We start from the raw sequence: 20,396 nt of genomic DNA, 5'->3' as shown, positions 1-20,396 counted from the left end.
ATAAGAATTATCAGGCCGGGCCTGCGATAAACAGAAATTATGGATGGAATGAATGAAAGCCGAGCGAATTAAATATCATCTATATAAAGGAAAGAATGAAGGAGAGGAAAAAAGCAGCAAAACGCCGGATGTTTGCGATCCGGCGTTGGGGGGAGATCAGGAGGCTTTTTTGACCAGAGGCAGATCAAATGCTTTGCGCAGCGCTTTCACGAACGCTTTATCCTGACAAATGGTTTTACCTGGGCTGTCGGATAATTTCGCCACCGGTTTACCATTACATTGCACCAGCTTGATCACAATATTCAGCGGTTTCACACCGGGAATATTACAGGTCAGCCGCGTTCCTATTCCGAAGACCAGATTCACACGCTTGTGAAAATGGCGATATAAATGCAGCGCTTTATCCAGATCGAGATTATCGGAGAACACCAGCGTCTTGGTCATCGGATCAATATCAAGTGCATGATAATGCGCGATAGCCTTTTCACCCCATTCAAACGGATCCCCGGAATCATGGCGCAGGCCCTGATAGGCGTTAGCAAATTTCGGCCCGAAATCCCGCAAAAAGGCATCCATGGTAATGCAGTCGGTCAGGGCGATGCCGAGTTGGTCAGGATATTCATCCAGCCAGGCCTGCAACGCTGCCCGCTGGCTGTTGGCCAGCACCGGACTTATCTGCTGATGCGCCTGGAACCATTCATGCGCCTGCGTACCGACCGGAGCCAGTTGCAATTTGTGGGCGACATCGTAATTGCTGGTGCCGACCAGGTAGGGGAATTCGTTTTTGAGGGTACTGACAATGGCTTCCTGCACCTCACCTGAAAAACGACGGCGTGTACCGAAATCCATCAGACGGAAAGCGGAAAGATCAACATCAGCGGCTTGTTCACTAAAGCTGGCCAGATTCATGCGCAGTTGTTCCACGGCCATCCCGGCGGTGATCTGCGGTGAACGATGACGATGCACCACTTCGCTGATCACGGCCAGCAGGGGCACTTCCCACATGATCACTTCGCGCCATGGCCCTTCGATGCGCACATGCAGATGCCCGTCGCGGTCAGAAACCGTGACATGTTGCGGATTATAGCGGAACGTTTTCAGCCAGCTGAGGTAGTCCTGCGTGAAGAACGGCAGCCCGGAGAGATAAGTAAACTCATCGTCTGTCAGCGCCAGTTCGCTCATCAACTGGATTTGCTGACGGATGTCGTCGGCGTATTCGCCCAGCAGTTCATCGCCACGGCACCGGAATTCGGCCACCACGTTGATATGATGATAGCGATGGAAAACCGCTTGCTGCATATGAAGCTTGTAGGCATCGGTATCTAACAGCGAAGTCAAAATCGGGGAGGCGTATGGAGTCATAGCGCTTTACAGCATCCTCGTCAGAAACTGAGTGTTTGAACACAAACAACCGTTCCGTAAAAAAACGTTCTGAATAAAACAGCAAAAGTCTGTGAAGTATACCGTAATATCCCGCTAAAGAACCCACATCACATCATAATTGTCCACGATCGGTCGAGGCTTAAATGTGCTCACAGGCGGCCTGAAAGGCTGTTTACGCCATTCTTCGCAATAAATAAGGCACAAATTGATTACATTCTTGCGCGCCAATCCGGGTTCTTTCCCTTCACTTTGTGGAAAACTCTGTGTTTTGGTTGAAAGGTGCGCATACGAACTCACAACCTTGCAACAATCTGGGATTTCCTGATGCCTGTGTTAGAGTTTAGAGAGAAAGCTGAAGGTCGTTTCAGGTTCTGTGCAGCCGTGCGCTGATGACAGGAACCTCCCTTCATCGCCATAAATTGTCATCATCCTTAACTATGAAAACGCTAAAAGGTTTTTTATGACTCAACTGCCGCAAGCCAAGTTTCGCCACGATTACCGTGCGCCGGACTTTACGATCACGGATATCGACCTTAATTTCGAACTTGATGCACAGAAGACGTTGGTGACCGCAGTCAGCCAGATCAAACGTCTTGGTGCCGAAGGCGCTTCCCTGGTGCTCAATGGTGAAGATCTGACGCTGATCAGCCTGAAAATTAACGGTCAGGACTGGCCGAAATATCAGCTGCAGGAAGGTGCGCTGGCGATCGACGGCCTGCCGGAAGCGTTTGAACTGACCATCGTCAACGAAATTCATCCGGCGAAAAACACCGCGCTGGAAGGGTTGTACCTGTCGGGTGAAGCACTGTGTACTCAGTGCGAAGCTGAAGGCTTCCGCCACATTACCTATTATCTTGACCGTCCGGATGTGCTGGCGCGTTTCTCGACCCGCATCGTGGCCGATAAAGCCCGTTATCCGTTCCTGCTGTCGAACGGTAACCGTATCGACCAGGGAGAACTGGAAGGCGGTAAACATTGGATCAAATGGCAGGATCCGTTCCCGAAACCTTGCTACCTGTTTGCGCTGGTGGCCGGTGATTTCGACGTTCTGCGCGACACCTTTAAAACCCGTTCAGGCCGTGATGTGGCGCTGGAATTGTTCGTCGACCGCGGCAATCTGGATCGTGCCGGCTGGGCGATGGAATCCCTGAAACAATCGATGAAATGGGACGAAACCCGTTTCAATCTGGAATACGACCTCGACATCTTTATGATTGTCGCCGTTGATTTCTTCAATATGGGCGCAATGGAAAACAAAGGCCTTAACGTCTTTAACTCCAAATATGTGCTGGCGAAAGCCGAAACCGCCACCGACAAAGATTATCTGGGTATCGAAGCGGTGATCGGCCACGAATACTTCCATAACTGGACCGGTAACCGCGTGACCTGTCGCGACTGGTTCCAGCTGAGCCTGAAAGAAGGCCTGACAGTTTTCCGTGATCAGGAATTCAGCTCAGATCTCGGTTCGCGCTCGGTCAACCGTATTGATAACGTCCGCGTTATGCGTGGCGCCCAGTTCTCGGAAGATGCCAGCCCGATGGCGCACCCGATCCGTCCCGATAAAGTCATTGAGATGAATAACTTCTACACCCTGACAGTGTATGAGAAAGGGTCTGAAGTCATCCGTATGCTGCATACGCTGCTTGGCGAAGAGAAATTCCAGGCCGGCATCCAGCTCTATTTCGAACGTCATGACGGCAGTGCGGCGACCTGTGACGATTTCGTACAGGCCATGGAAGATGCCTCCAATGTGGATTTATCGCTTTTCCGCCGCTGGTACAGCCAGTCTGGTACGCCGGTACTGACCGTGCGTGACGACTATGATGTGGAAAAACAGCAATACACCCTGACCGTCAGCCAGAAAACGCCGCCGACGCCAGATCAGACTGAAAAGCTGCCATTGCATATTCCTCTGGACATCGAATTGTACGATCCGCAGGGCAACGTGATTGCGCTGAAACAAAATGGTCAGACCGTCAGCAACGTGCTCAATGTCACTGAAGCTGAGCAGACGTTTGTGTTCGACGACGTCGAAGCGCCACCGGTGCCTTCTCTGTTACGTGAATTCTCCGCGCCAGTGAAACTTGATTACAAGTGGGGCGATCATCAGCTGACTTTCCTGATGAAACACGCACGCAACGATTTCGCCCGCTGGGATGCGGCGCAAAGCCTGCTGGCGATCTACATCAAGCTGAACGTCGCGCGTCATCAGCAGAAACAACCGCTGTCGTTGCCGCTGCACGTAGCTGACGCATTCCGCGCAGTACTGCTGGATGAGAGTATCGATCCGGGACTGGCGGCGCAGATCCTTACGCTGCCGACGGATAACGAAATCGCAGAGTTGTTTGAGATTATCGATCCCGAAGCGATCAGCGCCGTGCATGAAGCCATTACCCGTTGCCTGGCAACTGAAATGGCCGATGAGTTCCTGGCGGTTTACAACGCTAACCGTCTGCCAGCCTACCGCGTGGTGCACGAGGATATCGGTAAACGTACCCTGCGTAACACCTGCCTGCGTTATCTGGCCTTCGCCGATGTGACGCTGGCCGATCAGCTGGTGAAAACCCAGTTCGAACAGGCCGACAACATGACCGATTCTCTGGCAGCGATGTCGGCTGCTGTGTCTGCTCAGTTGCCTTGCCGTGAAGCGCTGATGGCGGCGTACGATGAGCGCTGGCACCACGACGGCCTGGTGATGGATAAATGGTTCATCCTGCAAGCGACCAGCCCGTCTGCGGATGTTCTGCAAAAAGTGCGTTCACTGCTTAACCACCGTTCATTCAGCATGGGCAACCCGAACCGTGTGCGTTCTTTAGTCGGTGCCTTCGCGTCTGCAAACCCTTCAGCGTTCCACGCTGCCGACGGCAGCGGTTATCAGTTCCTGACCGAAATGCTGACCGATTTGAATACGCGTAACCCGCAGGTGGCGGCACGCATGATTGAACCGCTGATCCGCCTGAAACGTTATGACGCAGGCCGTCAGGCGCAAATGCGCAAGGCGCTGGAACAGCTGAAAGGACTGGAAAACCTGTCCGGTGATTTGTTCGAGAAAATTACCAAAGCGTTAGATGCGTAATCACCGTTAACGGTAAATAGCGGGAATGCGAAAGGGCGATGGAAACATCGCCCTTTTTTCATTGTGAATTCACAGAATGCCAGGATCAGTGTTGTGCGCGTTTTGCCTGCGGCGTCACGATTTGCTGAGGTTGCGGCGTCAGTACGCGTTCCAGCACTTCGGCTTCCAGTTCAGCCAGTTTCGCCGAGCCTTTACGGCGCGGGCGTGGCAAATCCACCGTCAAATCCAGACCAATCTGCCCCTGATCGATCAGGATCACCCGGTCAGCGACAGTCACCGCTTCACTGACATCATGCGTCACCAGCAGCACGGTGAAATCATGTTGCTGCCACAGTCGTTCGATCAGACTTTGCATTTCGATGCGCGTCAGGGCGTCCAGCGCGCCCAGCGGTTCGTCGAGCAACAGCAGGCGTGGGCGATGGATCAACGCACGTGCCAGCGCCACCCGCTGTTTTTGTCCACCCGACAGCGCCGAGGGCCATTCGTCAGCGCGATCGGCCAGCCCGACTTCTTCCAGAGCCGCCAGCGCTGCATCGCGCCATTTACCTTTTAAGCCTAAGCCAACGTTATCAATCACCCGCTTCCACGGCAGCAGGCGGTCGTCCTGAAACATCAGACGGGTGTCGTCACGCACCTGACTGAGCGGGGCGCTGGCGCTGAGCAGTTCGCCCTGCGTGGTTTTTTCCAGTCCGGCAAGAAGACGCAACAGCGTACTTTTTCCGCAACCGCTGCGGCCCACAACCGCCACAAACTGGCCGGGAGGAATACGCAGGTTGATGTCATTGAGCACGGTGCGGGTGCCGTATTTTTTGGTGATGCCAGACAATGTGACCGGCGTGCCTTGCGGTATGCGTGCAGGTGCGCTCATGCGGCGTCTCCTTGTTTTTTCTGATAAGCGGGGTGCCAGCGCAACCAGACACTTTCCAGCTGACGGGCCAGAATATCGGCGAGTTTGCCGAGGATGGCATAAAGTACGATGGCGACGACCACAACGTCAGTTTGCAAAAATTCGCGCGCATTCATCGCCAGATAGCCGATGCCTGAGTTAGCAGAAATGGTTTCGGCGACAATCAGCGTCAGCCACATTAAACCCAGCGCAAAGCGCACACCGACCATAATGGACGGCAGTGCGCCCGGTAAAACCACCTGAATAAACAGCGGAAAACCGGACAACCCATAGCTGCGGGACATCTCCAGTAAACCACGGTCAATATTGCGGATGCCGTGATAGGTATTGAGATAGATCGGGAACAGCGTACCCAGTGCCACCAGGAAAATTTTGGCGGTTTCGTCGATGCCGAACCACAAAATCACCAGCGGGATCAGCGCCAGATGGGGAATGTTGCGCAGCATTTGCAGTGAACTGTCGAGCAGACGCTCGCCCCAGCGGGAGAGTCCGGTAATAAAGCCGAGCAGTAAACCCAGGCTGCCGCCAATGGCGAAACCGGTCAGCGCGCGAAACGTACTGATCTTCAGGTTTTGCCAAAGATCACCGCTTTTCGCTAAGGTCCAGAAGGCTTCGACCACGGCGCTGGGCGCAGGAAGGATGCGGTTGGATAACCAGCCCGCCTCGACCGCCACCTGCCAGCCCCCGATCAGCACCACCGGCACAATCCACGGCAAAATACGGTGCAGCCAGCGTTGTGATGCGTTCATGTCCGTTCTCCTTAATGCTGACGGGTGACGCTTTTATTGGCAAAGTCGTGAGCGACCAGTTCACCACGCGGCAAAATGGCTTTCTTCACCACGTTCTCGTCTTCCGGTTTCGCCAGATCCAGATGCGGGAACAGCAGTTCGCTGACGCGGTACGCTTCTTCCAGATGCGGATAGCCGGAGAAAATAAAGGTGTCGATGCCCAGATCGGCATATTCCTGCATCCGCGCCGCAACGGTCGGACCATCGCCGACCAGCGCAGTGCCTGCACCGGTACGCACCAGACCAATACCGGCCCAAAGATTCGGATAAATTTCCAGTTTATTGCGATCGCCGCCGTGCAAAGCCGCCATGCGGTGCTGGCCGACGGAGTCGGTTTTGGCAAACGCGGCCTGTGCGCGTTGAATGGTTTCATCATCAACGTTTGCGATCAGCTTGTCGGCGGCGCGCCACGCTTCCTCATTGGTTTCGCGCACAATCACATGCAGACGAATGCCGAAACGCACCGTGCGGCCTTTTGCGGCGGCCTTCGCGCGCACCTGCTCGATTTTCTCTTTCACTAACGCCGGCGGCTCGCCCCAGGTCAGGTACAGTTCCACCTGTTCTGCGGCCAGATCCTGTGCTTCGTCAGAAGAACCGCCGAAATACAACGGCGGGCGAGGGTACTGAACCGGCGGGTGCATCAGGCTCGCGCCTTTCACCTGAATATGTTTGCCTTCGTAATCCACCGTTTCGCCTTCCAGCACACGACGCCAGATGCGGGTGAATTCTGCCGAGGCTTCATAACGTTCTTTGTGATTGAGGTGCAGACCTTCGGCAGCCAGCTCGGCCGGGTCGCCTCCGGTAACCAGATTAAACAGTGCCCGGCCGCCGGAAAGCCGGTCAAGCGTCGCCGCCTGACGTGCGGCCAGTGTCGGGGAAATAATGCCAGGACGCAGCGCCACCAGGAATTTCAGGCGTTGCGTGACAGAAATCAGTGAAGCAGCCACTAACCATGAGTCTTCGCAGGAACGGCCGGTCGGCAGTAATACGCCGCCGAAACCGAGGCGGTCAGCCGCTTGCGCAATTTGTTGCAAATAACCGTGATCAACGACGCGTGCACCTTCTTCTGTGCCTAAGTAGCGACCGTCACCGTGGGTAGGTAAAAACCAGAATACGTTGAGACTCATGGGTTACTCCTCTCTCGTTTGTTTCCGCTCGTGATGGCGGTTAAGTCGTCAGATAATTAATTAGCCTGAACGGTCGGTTTCCAGATGCGGTCTTTGATCTCGACCTGCTTAGGTAAAATGTGATTCTCATAGAACAGATCGGCGGTTTGCTGCTGGCGCTTTTCTGTTTCAGCGCTGACCGGCGTAATCGGCAGATCCGGCAGATGATCCAGATATGACGCAACCACTTTTTCGGGCAGTCCCATCGACTGGGAAAGCAGTTTGATACTTTGCTCACGATCGGTTTTGGTCAGCGCATTCGCCTGCGTTAACACCGTCAGAACCTGTTGAATAAACTGCGGATTGGCTTCGGTATATTTCTTGGGTGCCAGATAGAACGAACCGGTCTGATGCAATGAGGAACCATCGGTCAGCACCCGGACATTTCCCTGTACCTGTGCGGCGGAATAATAGGGATCCCAGATGGCCCAGGCATCCACGTCATGTTGCTGGAAGGCGGCGCGGGCATCGGCTGGCGTCAGGTATACCGGCTGAATATCGCTGAGTTTTAGCCCGGCCTGTTGCAGGGCGCGGATCAGCAAATTATGCGAGCTGGAGCCTTTCTGAAACGCCACTTTGTGACCTTTCAGATCGGCGACGCTTTTGATCGGGCTGTTTTCATCAACCAGAATAACTTCGGCTTTCGGCTTCGGCGGTTCCGAACCGATATAGAGCAAATCGGCACCCGCCGCCTGAGCGAACAACGGGGGGAGATCACCGGTGCCGCCTAAATCGATACTGCCGACGTTAAGGGCTTCCAGAATTTGCGGCCCGGCCGGGAACTCAATCCAGGTGATTTTGGTATTCGGAAAACGTGTTTCCAGTAATTTGTGCGATTTTGCCAGCACCAGGCCAACCGAGCCTTTCTGATAGGCGATGCGAAGTTGCTCCGGCGCCTTTTCGTCAGCCACCGCGTGACCGCTGAGGAGCAGGCTGGTGAGCAAGCTGGCGACCACCGGCAGACGGCGAAGAGACGATAAAGAGAACGAAAATGACGCAGTCATGGCGAATTCCTTTTTGTCAGACGCGCAGAACTTGCGCTGAAAGAGAGGCTGCGGGCGTGGCAACCGGACGGCGGCGGCTGAGTGCCAGATAGAAGTTTTCCAGCGATTCGTTAAGACGCTCGGCCAGGGCCGGGTCCAGCGTGGCCGGGAACGTTTGATAATCAGTGATCAGGCTGTCATCGGCGAAAACACCTTGCAGAACTTCCTGCGCTTTCAGCGAAGCGAGCACCGGTTTGAGTGCGTAATCCACCGCCAGCATGTGGCCGATGGAACCCGCCGTGGCCAGGGGCAGAACGACTTTGTGATCCAGTGCGCGCTCCGGCAGCAGATCCAGCAGCGTTTTTAACGCACCTGAAAACGACGCTTTATAGACCGGCGTCGCGACAATCAAACCATCTGCACTAGCCAGCTCGGCAATCAGTTGTTTCAGCTGCGGGCTGGAGAAATTTGCAAACAGCAGGTCATCGGCGGAAAAATCCTGAAGATTGTAGGTGAAGACCTCCACGCCACGGCTCGCCAGCCACTGGTGACTGAGCGCCAGCAGGGAAGAAGAGCGGGAGGGTTGTCGCGGGCTGCCTGCCAGAGTTATAACGCGCATCTCTATTCCTTATAACAAATAGTTATAGAACCATTATTTTCATTAACAAAGTGAAATTAACGTAACAGGCAGAGGCGGCGGAGCGGAAATCTCAATTTTGGCTATCAATAGTCGCAAAACGGATAAAGCGCCCTCAGCGGGAGGGGCACCCTGAGGCAGGAACGGAGGAAAACGTGAATCAGAAGTAAATAAAAAGTAATCGTTTGCGCGCGTGGGCATTTATTACTGCAATTGGCCGGTTATCGTTTCCAATTGACCGGCGGTTAGTCGATAATACTGCCCCGTCTAGCCACCGGGAATCCAGGAGTCTCCATGTATTATCCTCTTGTCAGGAAAGCACTGTTTCAGCTCAATCCAGAGCGCGCCCACGAGTTAACCTTTCGTCAGCTGAGCCGTATTTCCGGCACACCGCTTGAATTTTTGATCCGCCAGTCAGTACCGACGAAACCGGTGAACTGTATGGGGCTGTCTTTTAAAAACCCGCTAGGGCTGGCCGCCGGTCTTGATAAAGATGGCGAATGTATTGATGCGTTTGGTGCCATGGGCTTTGGATTTATTGAGGTCGGAACCGTTACCCCGCGTGCGCAGGACGGCAATGATAAACCGCGTTTATTCCGTATAGTGGAAGCGGAAGGCCTGATTAACCGCATGGGCTTTAATAACCACGGTGTTGATAATCTGGTCAATAACGTCAAAAAATCCCATTTTGGCGGCATCATCGGCATTAATATCGGTAAGAATAAAGATACGCCGGTAGAGCAGGGCAAAGACGATTATCTGACCTGTATGGAGAAGGTATATCCGTATGCGGGCTATATCGCCGTGAATATTTCATCCCCCAACACACCGGGATTACGTTCGCTGCAATACGGCGAAGCGCTGGATGATTTACTGGCAGCGATCAAGAATAAACAGCTCGAACTCCAACAGCGTCATCAGAAATATGTTCCTGTTGCCGTGAAGATCGCGCCCGATCTTTCTCAGGAAGAATTGATCCAAATAGCTGACAGTCTGGTGCGTCATAATATGGATGGCGTAATTGCGACTAACACCACGCTCGATCGTAAACTCGTTCAGGGGCTTAATTATTGTGAGCAGGTCGGTGGCCTCAGCGGGCGTCCGGTGCAGCTTCGCAGTACAGAAATCATCCGCATGTTGTCGAATGAATTACAAGGTCGTCTGCCTATTATTGGCGTGGGCGGGATTGATTCATTAACCGCGGCGCGTGAAAAGATGGCTGCCGGGTCATCCTTAATTCAAATCTATTCCGGATTTATCTTCAAAGGCCCTGGTCTGATCAAAGATATTGTTACCCACATCTAATATTTTTCTTCCTCATGACGAGTCAGGGGTTTATTTATTAACCCGGCTCGTCTATATTTTGTCCACTGAGTTTAATTAAGGCTCAGGATTTGTCTGATTTCTTTTCATTATAAAAAAATCTATTCTTATCGGGATAGCAGGTAATGAAGTCAGATTGCGGGCATTGAGGGTGAACAGGATGACGAAATGAAAATCAAACCAGATGATAATTGGCGTTGGTATTTTGATGCTGAACATGACCGACTGATGTTGGATCTCGCCAATGGCATGATTTTCCGTTCCCGTTTTCCGGCTAAAATGCTCACGCCTGATGCTTTTGGCGAAATGACTTTTTGTGTCGATGATGCGGCGCTGTATTTCGATTTCGAAGAACAATGTAAACAGATTAAACTCGGGGCAGAACAGCGCGCCGAATTAGTATTAAATGCTCTGGTCGCTTTTCGTTTTTTAAAGCCGCTGATGCCCAAGAGCTGGCATTTCAGTCAGCAGGTGCGTCCGTTCCAGCCGGGTAACGGCCAGCTTGCACAAGTGCAGGTGATGGAAAGCGGCGAACAGGCCACGCTGCTGATTGTTGAATCAGGCGATAATGCGAGCTTGTGCTTACTGGCGCAGGAAAGGCTGACAGTGGCAGGGCGCGGCATGGTGCTGGGGGATGCGATTAAAATCATGCATGACCGTTTGATGCCCGCAACGATCAGGACCAGCAGCCGCGATGTGTATGACCAGGCGGTGTAATCCTTTATCAGCGACGCTCTGATAAAACCGCCTGTTCTTTCCGATCTCAAATTTCCGAACTCTACAATTCTAGCTGAGCACGATATCCGAGGCCGGAATACAACTGCACGCCAGAATCGTCCCGTCTTTACCTACCGCACTTTCTTTCAGCGGTGACACCTGCCCGTCTTTCAACGTCATTTTACAGGCTCCGCAAATTCCCGCCCTGCATGAATAAGGGATGCGTAACCCCTGTAACTCCAGCTGCTCGAGTAAAATCTGCTGATTGTTGCCGGTAAATTCGGTGCCCTGATAATTAATGGTCAGAGTCTGTACGCTGTTTTTAGGCGCTTCAACACTTTCAATCACTTGACCCGCGCCGTAAGGGCGGGGCGGTTTAGTCGTCAGGACCTGCACGCTGTCGCCGGCGCGGATCACACCGGAATTGCGGGCAATCATGTTCTGGCCGAAATCCACATCGCCATCGCTGGCCGTACGGTAGCTTTGCAGGGTTTTCAGCGGCTCCCCGCCCGGATGTTTACGCCCTCGCTCAATACTGACGGTAGTGAAAATACAGCGACTGCAAGGTTTAACCAGATCGAAGATCACTTCGCCGATACGGATCGTCTGCCACGTGTCCTCGGCGTAAGCTTCTGCGCCGCTCACAACGATATTAGGGCGGAACTGCTCCGTTCTGACGCCACCCGGACAGCGACGTTGTAAATCCTGCATCGAAGCTTCATTGATCAGTAAATACGGGAATCCGTCAGCAAACGAAAGCGGCACTTCAGGATGTTTTTTGACCCGGCGGGTCGGTTCGTCACCTACCCAGCGCAACTGAACATCACGCTTTAAATAACCACTCAACCAGCGATTTACCGGTTCTGGCGCGATGAGTGAGGTAAACTGATTGCCCCAGACTTCTGTCGGCTGATTCTGGCCGTTGAATTCACTGAATTTGACGCTGATGCTCTCACCTTCCGGCGGGACAATCATCAGGCCATCGGGTAACAGAACCGGGATGAACAACACCAGATTCGGATACTGGCGGGCGGTAATAAACATGCCCTGAGGGTCGGTCAGCATAAACTGGCGATCAAACGCCAGACCCGTTGCGGTGACCAGCGAATGAGACACTTGCAGGCCACGCATGGATTTTATCGGGTGAACAAATAAACGTGAAAGAATGGGCACTTAACATCGCCTCTCTGATTTTCGATCTTAAAAGAGAACCAGAGACTTTATGACAAGCGCCCGGGATTAGCTATAATGCGCAACAATTTTATTTTTGGTGATATGTCGATATGAACTCTTTGTTTGCCAGCACGGCGCGTGGACTGGAAGAACTGTTAAAAAGCGAACTGGAAACGCTGGGCGCGCAAGCCTGCAAAGTTGTGCAGGGAGGGGTGCATTTTGAAGGTGACGATCGCCTGATGTATAAAAGCTTGCTGTGGAGCCGCCTGGCTTCTCGCATCCTGCTGCCTCTGAACGAATTTAAAGTCCACAGTGACTTAGATCTTTATCTTGGCGTGATGGCCATCGACTGGCCTGAAATTTTCAGCGTTGATAAAACCTTCGCGGTGCATTTCAGCGGCCTGAACGACGAAATCCGCAACAGTCAGTACGGTGCGCTGAAAGTGAAAGACGCCATCGTTGACAGCTTTACCCGCAAAATGGATGAACGTCCGAATGTGGCGAAGCAGTTGCCTGACATCCGCGTTAACGTATTTCTGCAACGTGATACCGCCAGCGTCGCGCTGGATCTGAGCGGCGAAGGCCTGCATCAGCGTGGCTACCGTGACCTTGCCGGTCAGGCACCGCTGAAAGAAAATCTGGCTGCCGCTATCGTGATGCGCTCCGGCTGGCAGTCGGGCACACCGATGCTGGATCCGATGTGTGGTTCAGGCACCTTGCTGATTGAAGCCGCAATGATCGCCGCCGATCGTGCACCGGGTCTGCACCGTCCACACTGGGGTTTCACCGGGTGGAACAAATTCGATACCGAGCTGTGGCGTGAACTGACAACGGAAGCGCAGGTTCGTACCCGCCGCGCCGTGCAGGAAACGTCCTCTCGTTTCTTCGGTTCTGATATCGACCGCCGTGTGATCGAGATGGCGCGCTCCAACGCCCGTCGCGCCGGCGTGTCAGAAATTATCAGCTTCGAAGCAGCTGAAGTGGGCAAACTGGTTAATCCGTTGCCTGAAGGCCCGACCGGTACTGTCATCAGTAACCCGCCATACGGCGAGCGTCTGGAAAGTGAACCGGCGCTGATTGCCTTGCATAATCAGCTGGGCCGCATCATGAAGATGCAGTTTGGCGGCTGGCAGTTGTCCCTGTTCAGCGCATCGCCTGAGCTGCTGAGTTGTGTGCAGTTGCGCGCCGATCGCCAGTTCAAAGCGAAGAACGGCCCGCTGGAATGCGTGCAGAAAAACTATCAGTTGTCGGAAAACCCAACCGGTGCTGCGGGCGTGCAGATGGCAGAAGACTATGCCAACCGTCTGCGTAAAAACGTCAAAAAGCTGGAAAAATGGGCCAAACAGCAGGGGATAGAATGCTATCGCCTGTATGACGCTGATTTGCCGGATTACAACGTGGCGGTTGACCGCTATGGCAGTAAAGTCGTGGTGCAGGAATATGCGCCACCAAAAACCGTGGATGCGCAAAAAGCCCGTCAGCGTCTGTTCGACGTGATCAACGCTACGCTTGCGGTGCTGGATGTCTCCTCCAGCCAGCTGGTGTTGAAAACCCGTGAACGTCAGAAGGGCACTAACCAGTATGAGAAACTGGCGCAAAAAGGTGAGTTCCAGCTGGTAGAAGAATTTAACGCTAAGCTGTGGGTGAACCTGACCGATTATCTCGACACAGGTCTGTTCCTCGATCACCGCATCGCGCGCAAAATGCTGGGCGAAATGAGCAACGGTAAAGACTTCCTGAACCTGTTTGCTTATACCGGAACGGCCAGTGTTCATGCAGGTCTGGGCGGCGCACGCAGTACGACTACCGTAGATATGTCCCGAACCTATCTGGAGTGGGCTGAGAAAAACCTGCGCGTTAATGGCCTGACCGGTCGTCAGCATCGTCTGATTCAGGCGGATTGCCTGTCCTATCTCGGCATGTGCGACGAACAGTTCGATGTGATCTTTATCGATCCGCCGACATTCTCAAACTCCAAACGTATGGCTGAAAGTTTCGACGTGCAGCGCGATCACCTTTCATTAATGAAAGATTTGAAGCGTATCCTGCGTCGCAACGGTACCATCATGTTCTCCAACAACAAGCGCGGCTTCCAGATGGATCTCGACGGACTGAGCAAACTGGGTCTGAGCGCGAAAGAAATCACCAGCCAAACCCTGTCACAGGATTTCGCCCGTAATCGTCAAATTCATAACTGCTGGCTGCTCTCTCACGCTGGCGAGGAAAAATAAAGTTTATGTCGTTAATTAGTATGTCAGGTGCCTGGCTGTCATTCAGTGACTCGCCGCTGTTGGATAACACCGAATTGCACATCGAGCCGAACGAGCGCGTGTGTCTGGTTGGACGTAACGGCGCCGGTAAATCGACGCTGATGAAAATTCTCAACCGTGAAGTGCCGCTGGATGACGGGCGCATCGTGTACGAGCAGGATTTGATTGTGGCGCGTCTGCAACAGGATCCACCGCGTAACGTTGCCGGTACCGTATTTGACTTCGTCTCTGAAGGCGTCTTCGAGCAAGCCGAACATCTGAAGGCGTATCACGCTATTTCGCATCTGGTCGAAACCGATCCGAGCGAAAAGAACCTGAACAAACTGGCGCAGGTGATGGAGATCCTCGATCACCAGGGCCTGTGGCAGCTCGACAGCCGTATCAACGAAGTGCTCTTGAAACTGGGTCTGGATGCCGACACCGAACTGAAAGCGCTGTCTGGCGGCTGGCTGCGTAAAGCCGCGCTGGGACGTGCGCTGGTCAGCGCTCCCCAGATTTTGTTGCTCGATGAACCGACCAACCACCTGGATATCGAAAGTATCGCGTGGCTGGAAGAGTTCCTGAAAGAATTCCAGGGCAGCATAATCTTCATTTCCCATGACCGTTCTTTCATCCGCAATATGGCGACCCGCATTGTCGATCTCGACCGCGGCAAACTGGTTTCCTACCCGGGTAACTACGAAGCTTATCTGCTGGCGAAGGAAGAAGCGCTGCGCGTTGAAGAGCTGCAAAATGCCGAGTTTGATAAAAAACTGGCGCAGGAAGAAGTGTGGATCCGTCAGGGTATCAAAGCCCGACGTACCCGTAACGAAGGCCGCGTACGCGCCCTGAAAGCCCTGCGTAAAGAGCGCTCCGATCGCCGTGAAGTGATGGGCACCGCCAAGATGCAGGTGGTTGAAGCCGCAAGCTCCGGCAAGATCGTCTTTGAAATGGAAGACGTTAACTACAGCGTGGCCGGTAAACAACTGGTCAGCAACTTCTCTGCTCAGGTGATGCGCGGCGATAAAATTGCGCTGATCGGTCCGAACGGCTGTGGCAAAACGACGCTGCTGAAACTGATGTTAAGCCAGATTAAGGCTGACAGTGGCCGTGTTCACTGCGGTACCAAGCTGGAAGTGGCGTATTTCGATCAGCACCGTGCCGAGCTGGATCCTGAACGTACCGTGATGGATAACCTCGCAGAAGGTAAGCAGGAAGTGATGGTCAATGGCCGTTCACGCCATGTTCTGGGCTACCTGCAGGACTTCCTGTTCCATCCAAAACGTGCAATGACCCCGGTGAAAGCACTCTCGGGCGGCGAACGTAACCGTCTGCTGCTAGCAAAATTGTTCCTGCGCCCAAGCAACCTGTTGATTCTCGATGAACCAACCAATGACCTGGATGTGGAAACTCTCGAGCTGCTGGAAGAGATGATCGATTCCTATCAGGGCACCGTAATGCTGGTGAGCCATGACCGTGAATTTGTTGATAACTCGGCCACTGAATGCTGGATTTACGAAGGCAACGGCGTGATCAACAGCTATGTCGGCGGTTACCATGACGCGCAGCATCAACGCCGTCATCAGAAGCCAATCCGTCAGGTTGCGGCAGCTGAAAACAAAGCACCTTCACAGCCGAAAGCAGAACAGGCCAAACGCACGGCGAACAAGCTCAGCTATAATCAACAACGTGAGCTTGAACAATTGCCACTGCAAATCAGCACACTGGAAGAAAAAATTGAAGCACTGCAACAGCAGATGAGCGATGCGAATTTCTTCACACTTCCTCATGAAGAAACTCAGCAAGTGCTTGCGGCTTTCGCTGCTGCAGAGCAGGAGTTAGAGCAGGCGTTCGAACGTTGGGAAGCGCTGGAAGCGCAGAAAAACGGCTAACACTGCACGCTTATCGGCAACCGGCTATAGGGAATACCGGTTGCCGAAATCTTTGGCCTTTCCGCTATTGAGGAGTCGCTTGTGTGTTCTGATGCCCATGGTCCGCACATCTTATGCCCCCAATGCGACATGCTGGTGGCAATACCTGGTTTGAATATCGGGCAAAAGGCCGTTTGTCCACGTTGCCATACGACGCTGACAACCCGCTGGAATGAGCCTCGCAGACGTCCTGTCGGTTACGCAATCAGCGCGTTATTTATGCTGTTGCTCGCCAACCTTTTCCCCTTTGTGAATATGAACGTTGCCGGACTGAGCAGCGAAGTTACGCTGGTGCAAATCCCGCAGGTGCTGGTGTCAGAAGATTACGCCAGTATGGCCTCACTGTTTATGATCGTGGTGCAACTGCTCCCGGCCATCTGCATGGTGTCTATCATTATTCTCTATCAGGGCATAAACATCCCCGTTCACTGGAAAGTGAGTATCGCGCGTACCCTGTTCAGGCTGAAAAGCTGGTGCATGGTGGAGATATTTCTCGCCGGTGTTCTGGTCAGTTTCGTTAAGCTGATGGCCTACGGCGACGTTGGCGTCGGGACCAGTTTCATCCCCTATGTCCTGTTCTGTTTACTGCAATTACGCGCGTTCCAGTGCACTGACCGCTTCTGGTTATGGCAGCATATCGAGCCTGCTCCGGCGGTTAAACACCCTGTTCGCGTGGGCGAAAGTGGCCTGCGACAGGGGCTGCGCTCATGCCACTGCTGTATGGCGATTTTGCCCGTTGATCAAAAAGAGTGCGGCCGCTGCAAGAGCCAGGGCCATGCACGGCGTAAAAACAGCCTGCAATGGACGATGGCGCTTTTGGTCACCTCGGTTCTGCTTTATCTTCCGGCCAATCTGTTGCCGATCATGATCACTCAGGTGCTGGGAACCCCGATGCCTTCGACGATCATGGCCGGTGTGGTGCTGCTGTGGAGTGATGGTTCTTATCCGGTGGCGATGGTGATTTTTATCGCCAGTATTATGGTGCCGACGTTAAAAATGATCGCGATTGCCTGGCTGTGCTGGGATGCGAACAGCAATAAAGAAATTGACCGTGAAAGGTTGCATGTGATTTACGAACTTGTTGAATTTGTTGGCCGCTGGTCGATGATTGACGTGTTTGTGATTGCGGTACTTTCTGCACTGGTAAGAATGGGGCAGCTCATGAGTATTTATCCGGACATCGGCGCGCTGCTTTTTGCTGGTGTCGTCATCCTCACTATGTTCGCTGCAATGACGTTTGACCCAAGGCTCATTTGGGATCGTGCCGGAATGAAGTCTACAAAGGAGCCACAAGATGGCAGGAAATAACATGGCAGAGCATGACGGAACTGCCAAAGTAGAAAAGATTAAACGCTGGTCACCGGTGTGGATTGTCCCGATCGTTACTGCGCTGATCGGGGCATGGATCCTGTTTTATCATTACAGCCACCAGGGACCGGAAGTGACGCTGATCACCGCGACGGCCGAAGGCATTGAGGGCGGGAAAACCACCATCAAAAGCCGTAACGTGGACGTCGGCAAAGTTGAATCAGTCACCCTGAGCGATGACCTTCAGCAGGTGATTATCAAGGCGCGTCTTAACACCGGCATGGAAAAAATGCTGCACGATGACTCCGTCTTCTGGGTGGTGAAACCGCAAATCGGCCGTGAAGGCGTTTCTGGTTTGGGGACACTGTTATCCGGGGCGTATATCCAGCTTCAGCCGGGAAATAAAGGCGGCGAGAAAACGGAATATAAACTCGATGACTCCCCGCCACTGGCGTCACCGGATGCCAAAGGGATCCGTGTCGTCCTGGAAAGTGAACGCTCCGGTCAGCTAAGTCCGGGTGACCCGGTGCTGTTCCGTGGATTCCAGGTCGGTACAGTGGAAACCAGCCACTTCGATCCTAAAGCCCGCAATATCAAATATCAGCTGTTCATTCGTGCGCCTTACGACACGCTGGTATCCGACAATGTCCGCTTCTGGAAAGACAGCGGCGTGAATTTTGATATGTCTGCTGCCGGAATGCGTGTGGAAATGGGCTCTCTGACCACGCTGTTCAGCGGTGGCGTGAGTTTCGATATTCCTAATGGCTGGACGCAGGGGCAGGCGGCTAAAAACGGCGATAACTATCAGCTGTTTGACGACCAGAAAAGTATTCAGGAATCGCTGTATACCCGTCACATGGATTATGTGATGTTCTTCTCTGACTCCGTTCGTGGTCTGCAACCTGGCGCGCCGGTCGAATTCCGTGGCATACGTCTGGGGACAGTAGCAGAAGTTCCTTATCCGATGAATGTGCTGAATCAGCAGATGTCCGACGATTATCGTATTCCGGTACTGATCCGCATTGAACCCGATCGCTTTGTTCAACTGCTCGGCAGTAACTTCAATATTGAAGATCACATTCGTGATGGCATTGCTCATGGTCTTCGTGCGTCGATGAAATCCGCTAACCTGCTGACGGGCTCGATGTACATCGATCTTGATTTCTATCCTAATGAGAAACCGTGGAAAGGGCCGCTGGAACTGGCCGGGCACAAACTGCTGCCAACGGTGAGCGGTGGGTTCGCGCAGATCCAGCAGAAACTCATTGCCACACTGGATAAAATCAACAATCTGCCTATCGAACCGATGATGCGTGAAGCCACCAGCACGCTGGCGGAAAGTCAGAAAACGATGCGGGCAACGCAGAAAACGATCGAATCTCTTAATGCGATCGTTGGCAGCAAAGAGATGAAGAATCTGCCGAAAGACATGCAGCAGACGCTAATCCAGCTGAACCGCAGTCTGAAAGGATTCCAGCCTGGTTCTCCGGCGTACGGCAATCTGGTAGGCGATATGCAAAGTCTGGACAAGACCTTGCGCGAGCTACAGCCAGTCCTGAAAACGCTGAACCAGAAAAGTAACGCTCTGATTTTCGCAGCCCCTGGGCAAGATGATCCTCAGCCGAAGAAGGCCAAATAATGAAAAAATGGATACCTGTCGTCTTAGCATTATTCCTGACTGCCTGTAGCAGCAGTAATCAGAAGACCTACTACCAGCTGCCGCTGCTAAGCAGTACAACGGCCGCCGGTAGCGTAATGTCGTCCGGCATGACCGAGCAGCGTAAGCTGTGGGTAGAGCACGTGAGTGTCGCTGATTACCTGGCAGGTTCAGGGCTGGTGTATCAGACAAATGATGTGCAATACACGCTGACTCAAAATAACCTGTGGGCCAGCCCGCTGGATCAGCAGCTACAGCAGTCTCTGGTGACCTATCTGCGCCGTGATTTACCGGGGTATCTGGTTTCCGGTCAGCCCGCCAGCTCTGACGATCAGGACGTGTTGAACGTTAATGTCACCGGTTTCCATGGCCGGTACGATGGCATCGTGGTCGTGAGCGGCAGCTGGACGCTGAACCGTAACGGCCAGACAATTCAGCGTGATTTTGCGCTGAATCTGAAACAGGGTGAAGACGGTTATGACGCACTGGTCAGAACTCTGGCTACCGGCTGGCAGCAAGAAGCAAGCCAGATAGCGGCTCAGGTAAGATAAAAACTTTTTAAGCTTAATTTAATTTGAGCTAAATAATAAAAATCCCGGTTTCTGATTTTCAGATGCCGGGATTTTTTATTTGTGATCAGCCAGATGTGATTCTTAAGGCGCGATTCATTTGCGCGCAATCCGATAAAATATCTCATATTTATGACATTGGCGTGAATTTTGAGCATTGACCTCCTTGCTGATAGCCGCTATTTATTAGGGGTGGACGCAGAAGCGCACCACTGTTTTCTTTCCACCTGACCTGAATAATGAGGGATACAAGGCATGAAGAGACAAAAACGCGATCGCCTGGAACGGGCACAATCACGTGGATATCAAGCAGGTATTGGCGGGCGCTCAAAAGAGATTTGCCCCTACCAATCATTAGATGCCCGATCACATTGGCTCGGGGGTTGGCGACAAGCCATGGAGGTCAGGGCCGTAACCGCTTAAGCGGCGGCACTGGCAGAAAAAGGAACAACCTCCGCTACGCGCGGAGGTTTTCGTTTATGCGGGTAGTCATTACCGAGATTTTTATATCACTCACAATTATCTCTTA

At 53.1% G+C, this 20,396-nt stretch carries 16 protein-coding genes; 9 read left to right on the top strand and 7 right to left on the bottom strand.

The genetic code is table 11. The annotated features are described in order from the left end of the window. Positions 1–156: 156 nt before the first annotated feature. Positions 157–1,362, bottom strand: coding sequence for a nicotinate phosphoribosyltransferase (pncB, locus tag ACO0U8_RS10970; RefSeq protein WP_390972528.1), 1,206 nt, complete (start codon positions 1,360–1,362; stop codon positions 157–159). Between the two features lie 481 nt (positions 1,363–1,843). On the opposite strand from pncB, the gene pepN reads away from it, so the two are divergent. Then, entirely contained in the window at positions 1,844–4,459 is a 2,616-nt protein-coding gene (gene pepN, locus ACO0U8_RS10965; RefSeq protein WP_136375740.1) for an aminopeptidase N, read from the top strand. Between the two features lie 85 nt (positions 4,460–4,544). Here pepN and ssuB read toward each other — a convergent pair whose 3' ends face one another. From ssuB to ssuE, 5 genes are read right to left on the bottom strand one after another with little or no spacing between them, the layout of a single operon-like run. Next, positions 4,545–5,327 carry an aliphatic sulfonates ABC transporter ATP-binding protein gene (gene ssuB, locus ACO0U8_RS10960; RefSeq protein WP_421670783.1) on the bottom strand — a complete coding sequence of 261 codons (783 nt, stop codon included), beginning with the start codon at positions 5,325–5,327 and terminating at the stop codon, positions 4,545–4,547. Further along, positions 5,324–6,115, bottom strand: coding sequence for an aliphatic sulfonate ABC transporter permease SsuC (gene ssuC, locus ACO0U8_RS10955; RefSeq protein ID WP_421670782.1), 792 nt, complete (start codon positions 6,113–6,115; stop codon positions 5,324–5,326). The genes ssuB and ssuC overlap by 4 nt, the downstream gene beginning before the upstream one ends. 11 nt (positions 6,116–6,126) lie before the next feature. Further along, positions 6,127–7,281 carry an FMNH2-dependent alkanesulfonate monooxygenase gene (ssuD, locus tag ACO0U8_RS10950; protein WP_421670781.1) on the bottom strand — a complete coding sequence of 385 codons (1,155 nt, stop codon included), beginning with the start codon at positions 7,279–7,281 and terminating at the stop codon, positions 6,127–6,129. Between the two features lie 56 nt (positions 7,282–7,337). Next, a complete protein-coding gene (locus ACO0U8_RS10945) occupies positions 7,338–8,324 on the bottom strand; it encodes a sulfonate ABC transporter substrate-binding protein (RefSeq protein WP_136375742.1) in 987 nt (328 codons plus the stop codon). A 16-nt stretch (positions 8,325–8,340) separates the two neighbouring features. Continuing rightward, positions 8,341–8,922, bottom strand: a complete 582-nt coding sequence (ssuE, locus tag ACO0U8_RS10940) for an NADPH-dependent FMN reductase (RefSeq protein WP_056769309.1) — start codon at positions 8,920–8,922, stop codon at positions 8,341–8,343. Positions 8,923–9,234: 312 nt separating this feature from the next. Between ssuE and pyrD the strand changes: the two genes are divergently transcribed. Beyond that, positions 9,235–10,245: a quinone-dependent dihydroorotate dehydrogenase gene (gene pyrD / locus ACO0U8_RS10935; RefSeq protein ID WP_056769311.1), complete on the top strand. Its 1,011-nt coding sequence runs from the start codon at positions 9,235–9,237 to the stop codon at positions 10,243–10,245. A gap of 186 nt (positions 10,246–10,431) precedes the next feature. Then, positions 10,432–10,980, top strand: a complete 549-nt coding sequence (locus ACO0U8_RS10930) for a cell division protein ZapC (RefSeq protein ID WP_217204009.1) — start codon at positions 10,432–10,434, stop codon at positions 10,978–10,980. A gap of 69 nt (positions 10,981–11,049) precedes the next feature. Here the strand turns inward: ACO0U8_RS10930 and ACO0U8_RS10925 are convergent, their stop codons facing one another. After that, the gene (locus ACO0U8_RS10925; RefSeq protein WP_421670780.1) at positions 11,050–12,153 is read right to left on the bottom strand and encodes a YcbX family protein; all 1,104 of its coding nucleotides are present in this window, start codon (positions 12,151–12,153) and stop codon (positions 11,050–11,052) included. Positions 12,154–12,263: 110 nt separating this feature from the next. Here ACO0U8_RS10925 and rlmKL point away from each other — a divergent pair, with 110 nt between their 5' ends. The 6 genes from rlmKL to rmf all read left to right on the top strand — a co-directional run bounded on the left by rlmKL (position 12,264) and on the right by rmf (position 20,290). Continuing rightward, complete coding sequence (rlmKL, locus tag ACO0U8_RS10920; protein ID WP_122094804.1) at positions 12,264–14,384, top strand: bifunctional 23S rRNA (guanine(2069)-N(7))-methyltransferase RlmK/23S rRNA (guanine(2445)-N(2))-methyltransferase RlmL; 2,121 nt, start codon at positions 12,264–12,266, stop codon at positions 14,382–14,384. Between the two features lie 5 nt (positions 14,385–14,389). Then, a complete protein-coding gene (locus tag ACO0U8_RS10915; protein WP_421670779.1) occupies positions 14,390–16,294 on the top strand; it encodes an ABC transporter ATP-binding protein in 1,905 nt (634 codons plus the stop codon). Positions 16,295–16,375: 81 nt separating this feature from the next. Next, positions 16,376–17,641 carry a membrane integrity-associated transporter subunit PqiA gene (gene pqiA, locus ACO0U8_RS10910; RefSeq protein WP_421670778.1) on the top strand — a complete coding sequence of 422 codons (1,266 nt, stop codon included), beginning with the start codon at positions 16,376–16,378 and terminating at the stop codon, positions 17,639–17,641. After that, complete coding sequence (gene pqiB, locus ACO0U8_RS10905; protein ID WP_082465669.1) at positions 17,628–19,280, top strand: intermembrane transport protein PqiB; 1,653 nt, start codon at positions 17,628–17,630, stop codon at positions 19,278–19,280. The genes pqiA and pqiB overlap by 14 nt, the downstream gene beginning before the upstream one ends. Next, the gene (gene pqiC, locus ACO0U8_RS10900) at positions 19,280–19,849 is read left to right on the top strand and encodes a membrane integrity-associated transporter subunit PqiC (protein WP_056769326.1); all 570 of its coding nucleotides are present in this window, start codon (positions 19,280–19,282) and stop codon (positions 19,847–19,849) included. The genes pqiB and pqiC overlap by 1 nt, the downstream gene beginning before the upstream one ends. Before the next feature lie 273 nt (positions 19,850–20,122). Continuing rightward, complete coding sequence (gene rmf / locus ACO0U8_RS10895; RefSeq protein WP_072158021.1) at positions 20,123–20,290, top strand: ribosome modulation factor; 168 nt, start codon at positions 20,123–20,125, stop codon at positions 20,288–20,290. The last annotated feature ends 106 nt before the right edge of the window (positions 20,291–20,396 follow it).

The organism is Rahnella sp. EDr1-12, assembly GCF_049206505.1.
In the GTDB taxonomy this organism is placed as follows: Bacteria; Pseudomonadota; Gammaproteobacteria; order Enterobacterales; family Enterobacteriaceae; genus Rahnella; species Rahnella rivi.
Note: the sequence above shows the minus strand (reverse complement) of the source record. Positions and strands in the feature narration are given on the sequence as shown.

Bases quoted from the DNA above. Each gene is read 5' to 3' on its own strand.
- ssuE (WP_056769309.1), bottom strand. From the start codon at position 8,922: ATGCGCGTTATAACTCTGGCAGGCAGCCCGCGACAACCCTCCCGCTCT.
- pqiC (WP_056769326.1), top strand. From the start codon at position 19,280: ATGAAAAAATGGATACCTGTCGTCTTAGCATTATTCCTGACTGCCTGT.
- ACO0U8_RS10930 (WP_217204009.1), top strand. From the start codon at position 10,432: ATGAAAATCAAACCAGATGATAATTGGCGTTGGTATTTTGATGCTGAA.
- rlmKL (WP_122094804.1), top strand. From the start codon at position 12,264: ATGAACTCTTTGTTTGCCAGCACGGCGCGTGGACTGGAAGAACTGTTA.
- ACO0U8_RS10945 (WP_136375742.1), bottom strand. From the start codon at position 8,324: ATGACTGCGTCATTTTCGTTCTCTTTATCGTCTCTTCGCCGTCTGCCG.
- ACO0U8_RS10915 (WP_421670779.1), top strand. From the start codon at position 14,390: ATGTCGTTAATTAGTATGTCAGGTGCCTGGCTGTCATTCAGTGACTCG.
- ssuB (WP_421670783.1), bottom strand. From the start codon at position 5,327: ATGAGCGCACCTGCACGCATACCGCAAGGCACGCCGGTCACATTGTCT.
- ssuD (WP_421670781.1), bottom strand. From the start codon at position 7,281: ATGAGTCTCAACGTATTCTGGTTTTTACCTACCCACGGTGACGGTCGC.
- rmf (WP_072158021.1), top strand. From the start codon at position 20,123: ATGAAGAGACAAAAACGCGATCGCCTGGAACGGGCACAATCACGTGGA.
- pncB (WP_390972528.1), bottom strand. From the start codon at position 1,362: ATGACTCCATACGCCTCCCCGATTTTGACTTCGCTGTTAGATACCGAT.
- ssuC (WP_421670782.1), bottom strand. From the start codon at position 6,115: ATGAACGCATCACAACGCTGGCTGCACCGTATTTTGCCGTGGATTGTG.
- pqiB (WP_082465669.1), top strand. From the start codon at position 17,628: ATGGCAGGAAATAACATGGCAGAGCATGACGGAACTGCCAAAGTAGAA.
- pepN (WP_136375740.1), top strand. From the start codon at position 1,844: ATGACTCAACTGCCGCAAGCCAAGTTTCGCCACGATTACCGTGCGCCG.
- pyrD (WP_056769311.1), top strand. From the start codon at position 9,235: ATGTATTATCCTCTTGTCAGGAAAGCACTGTTTCAGCTCAATCCAGAG.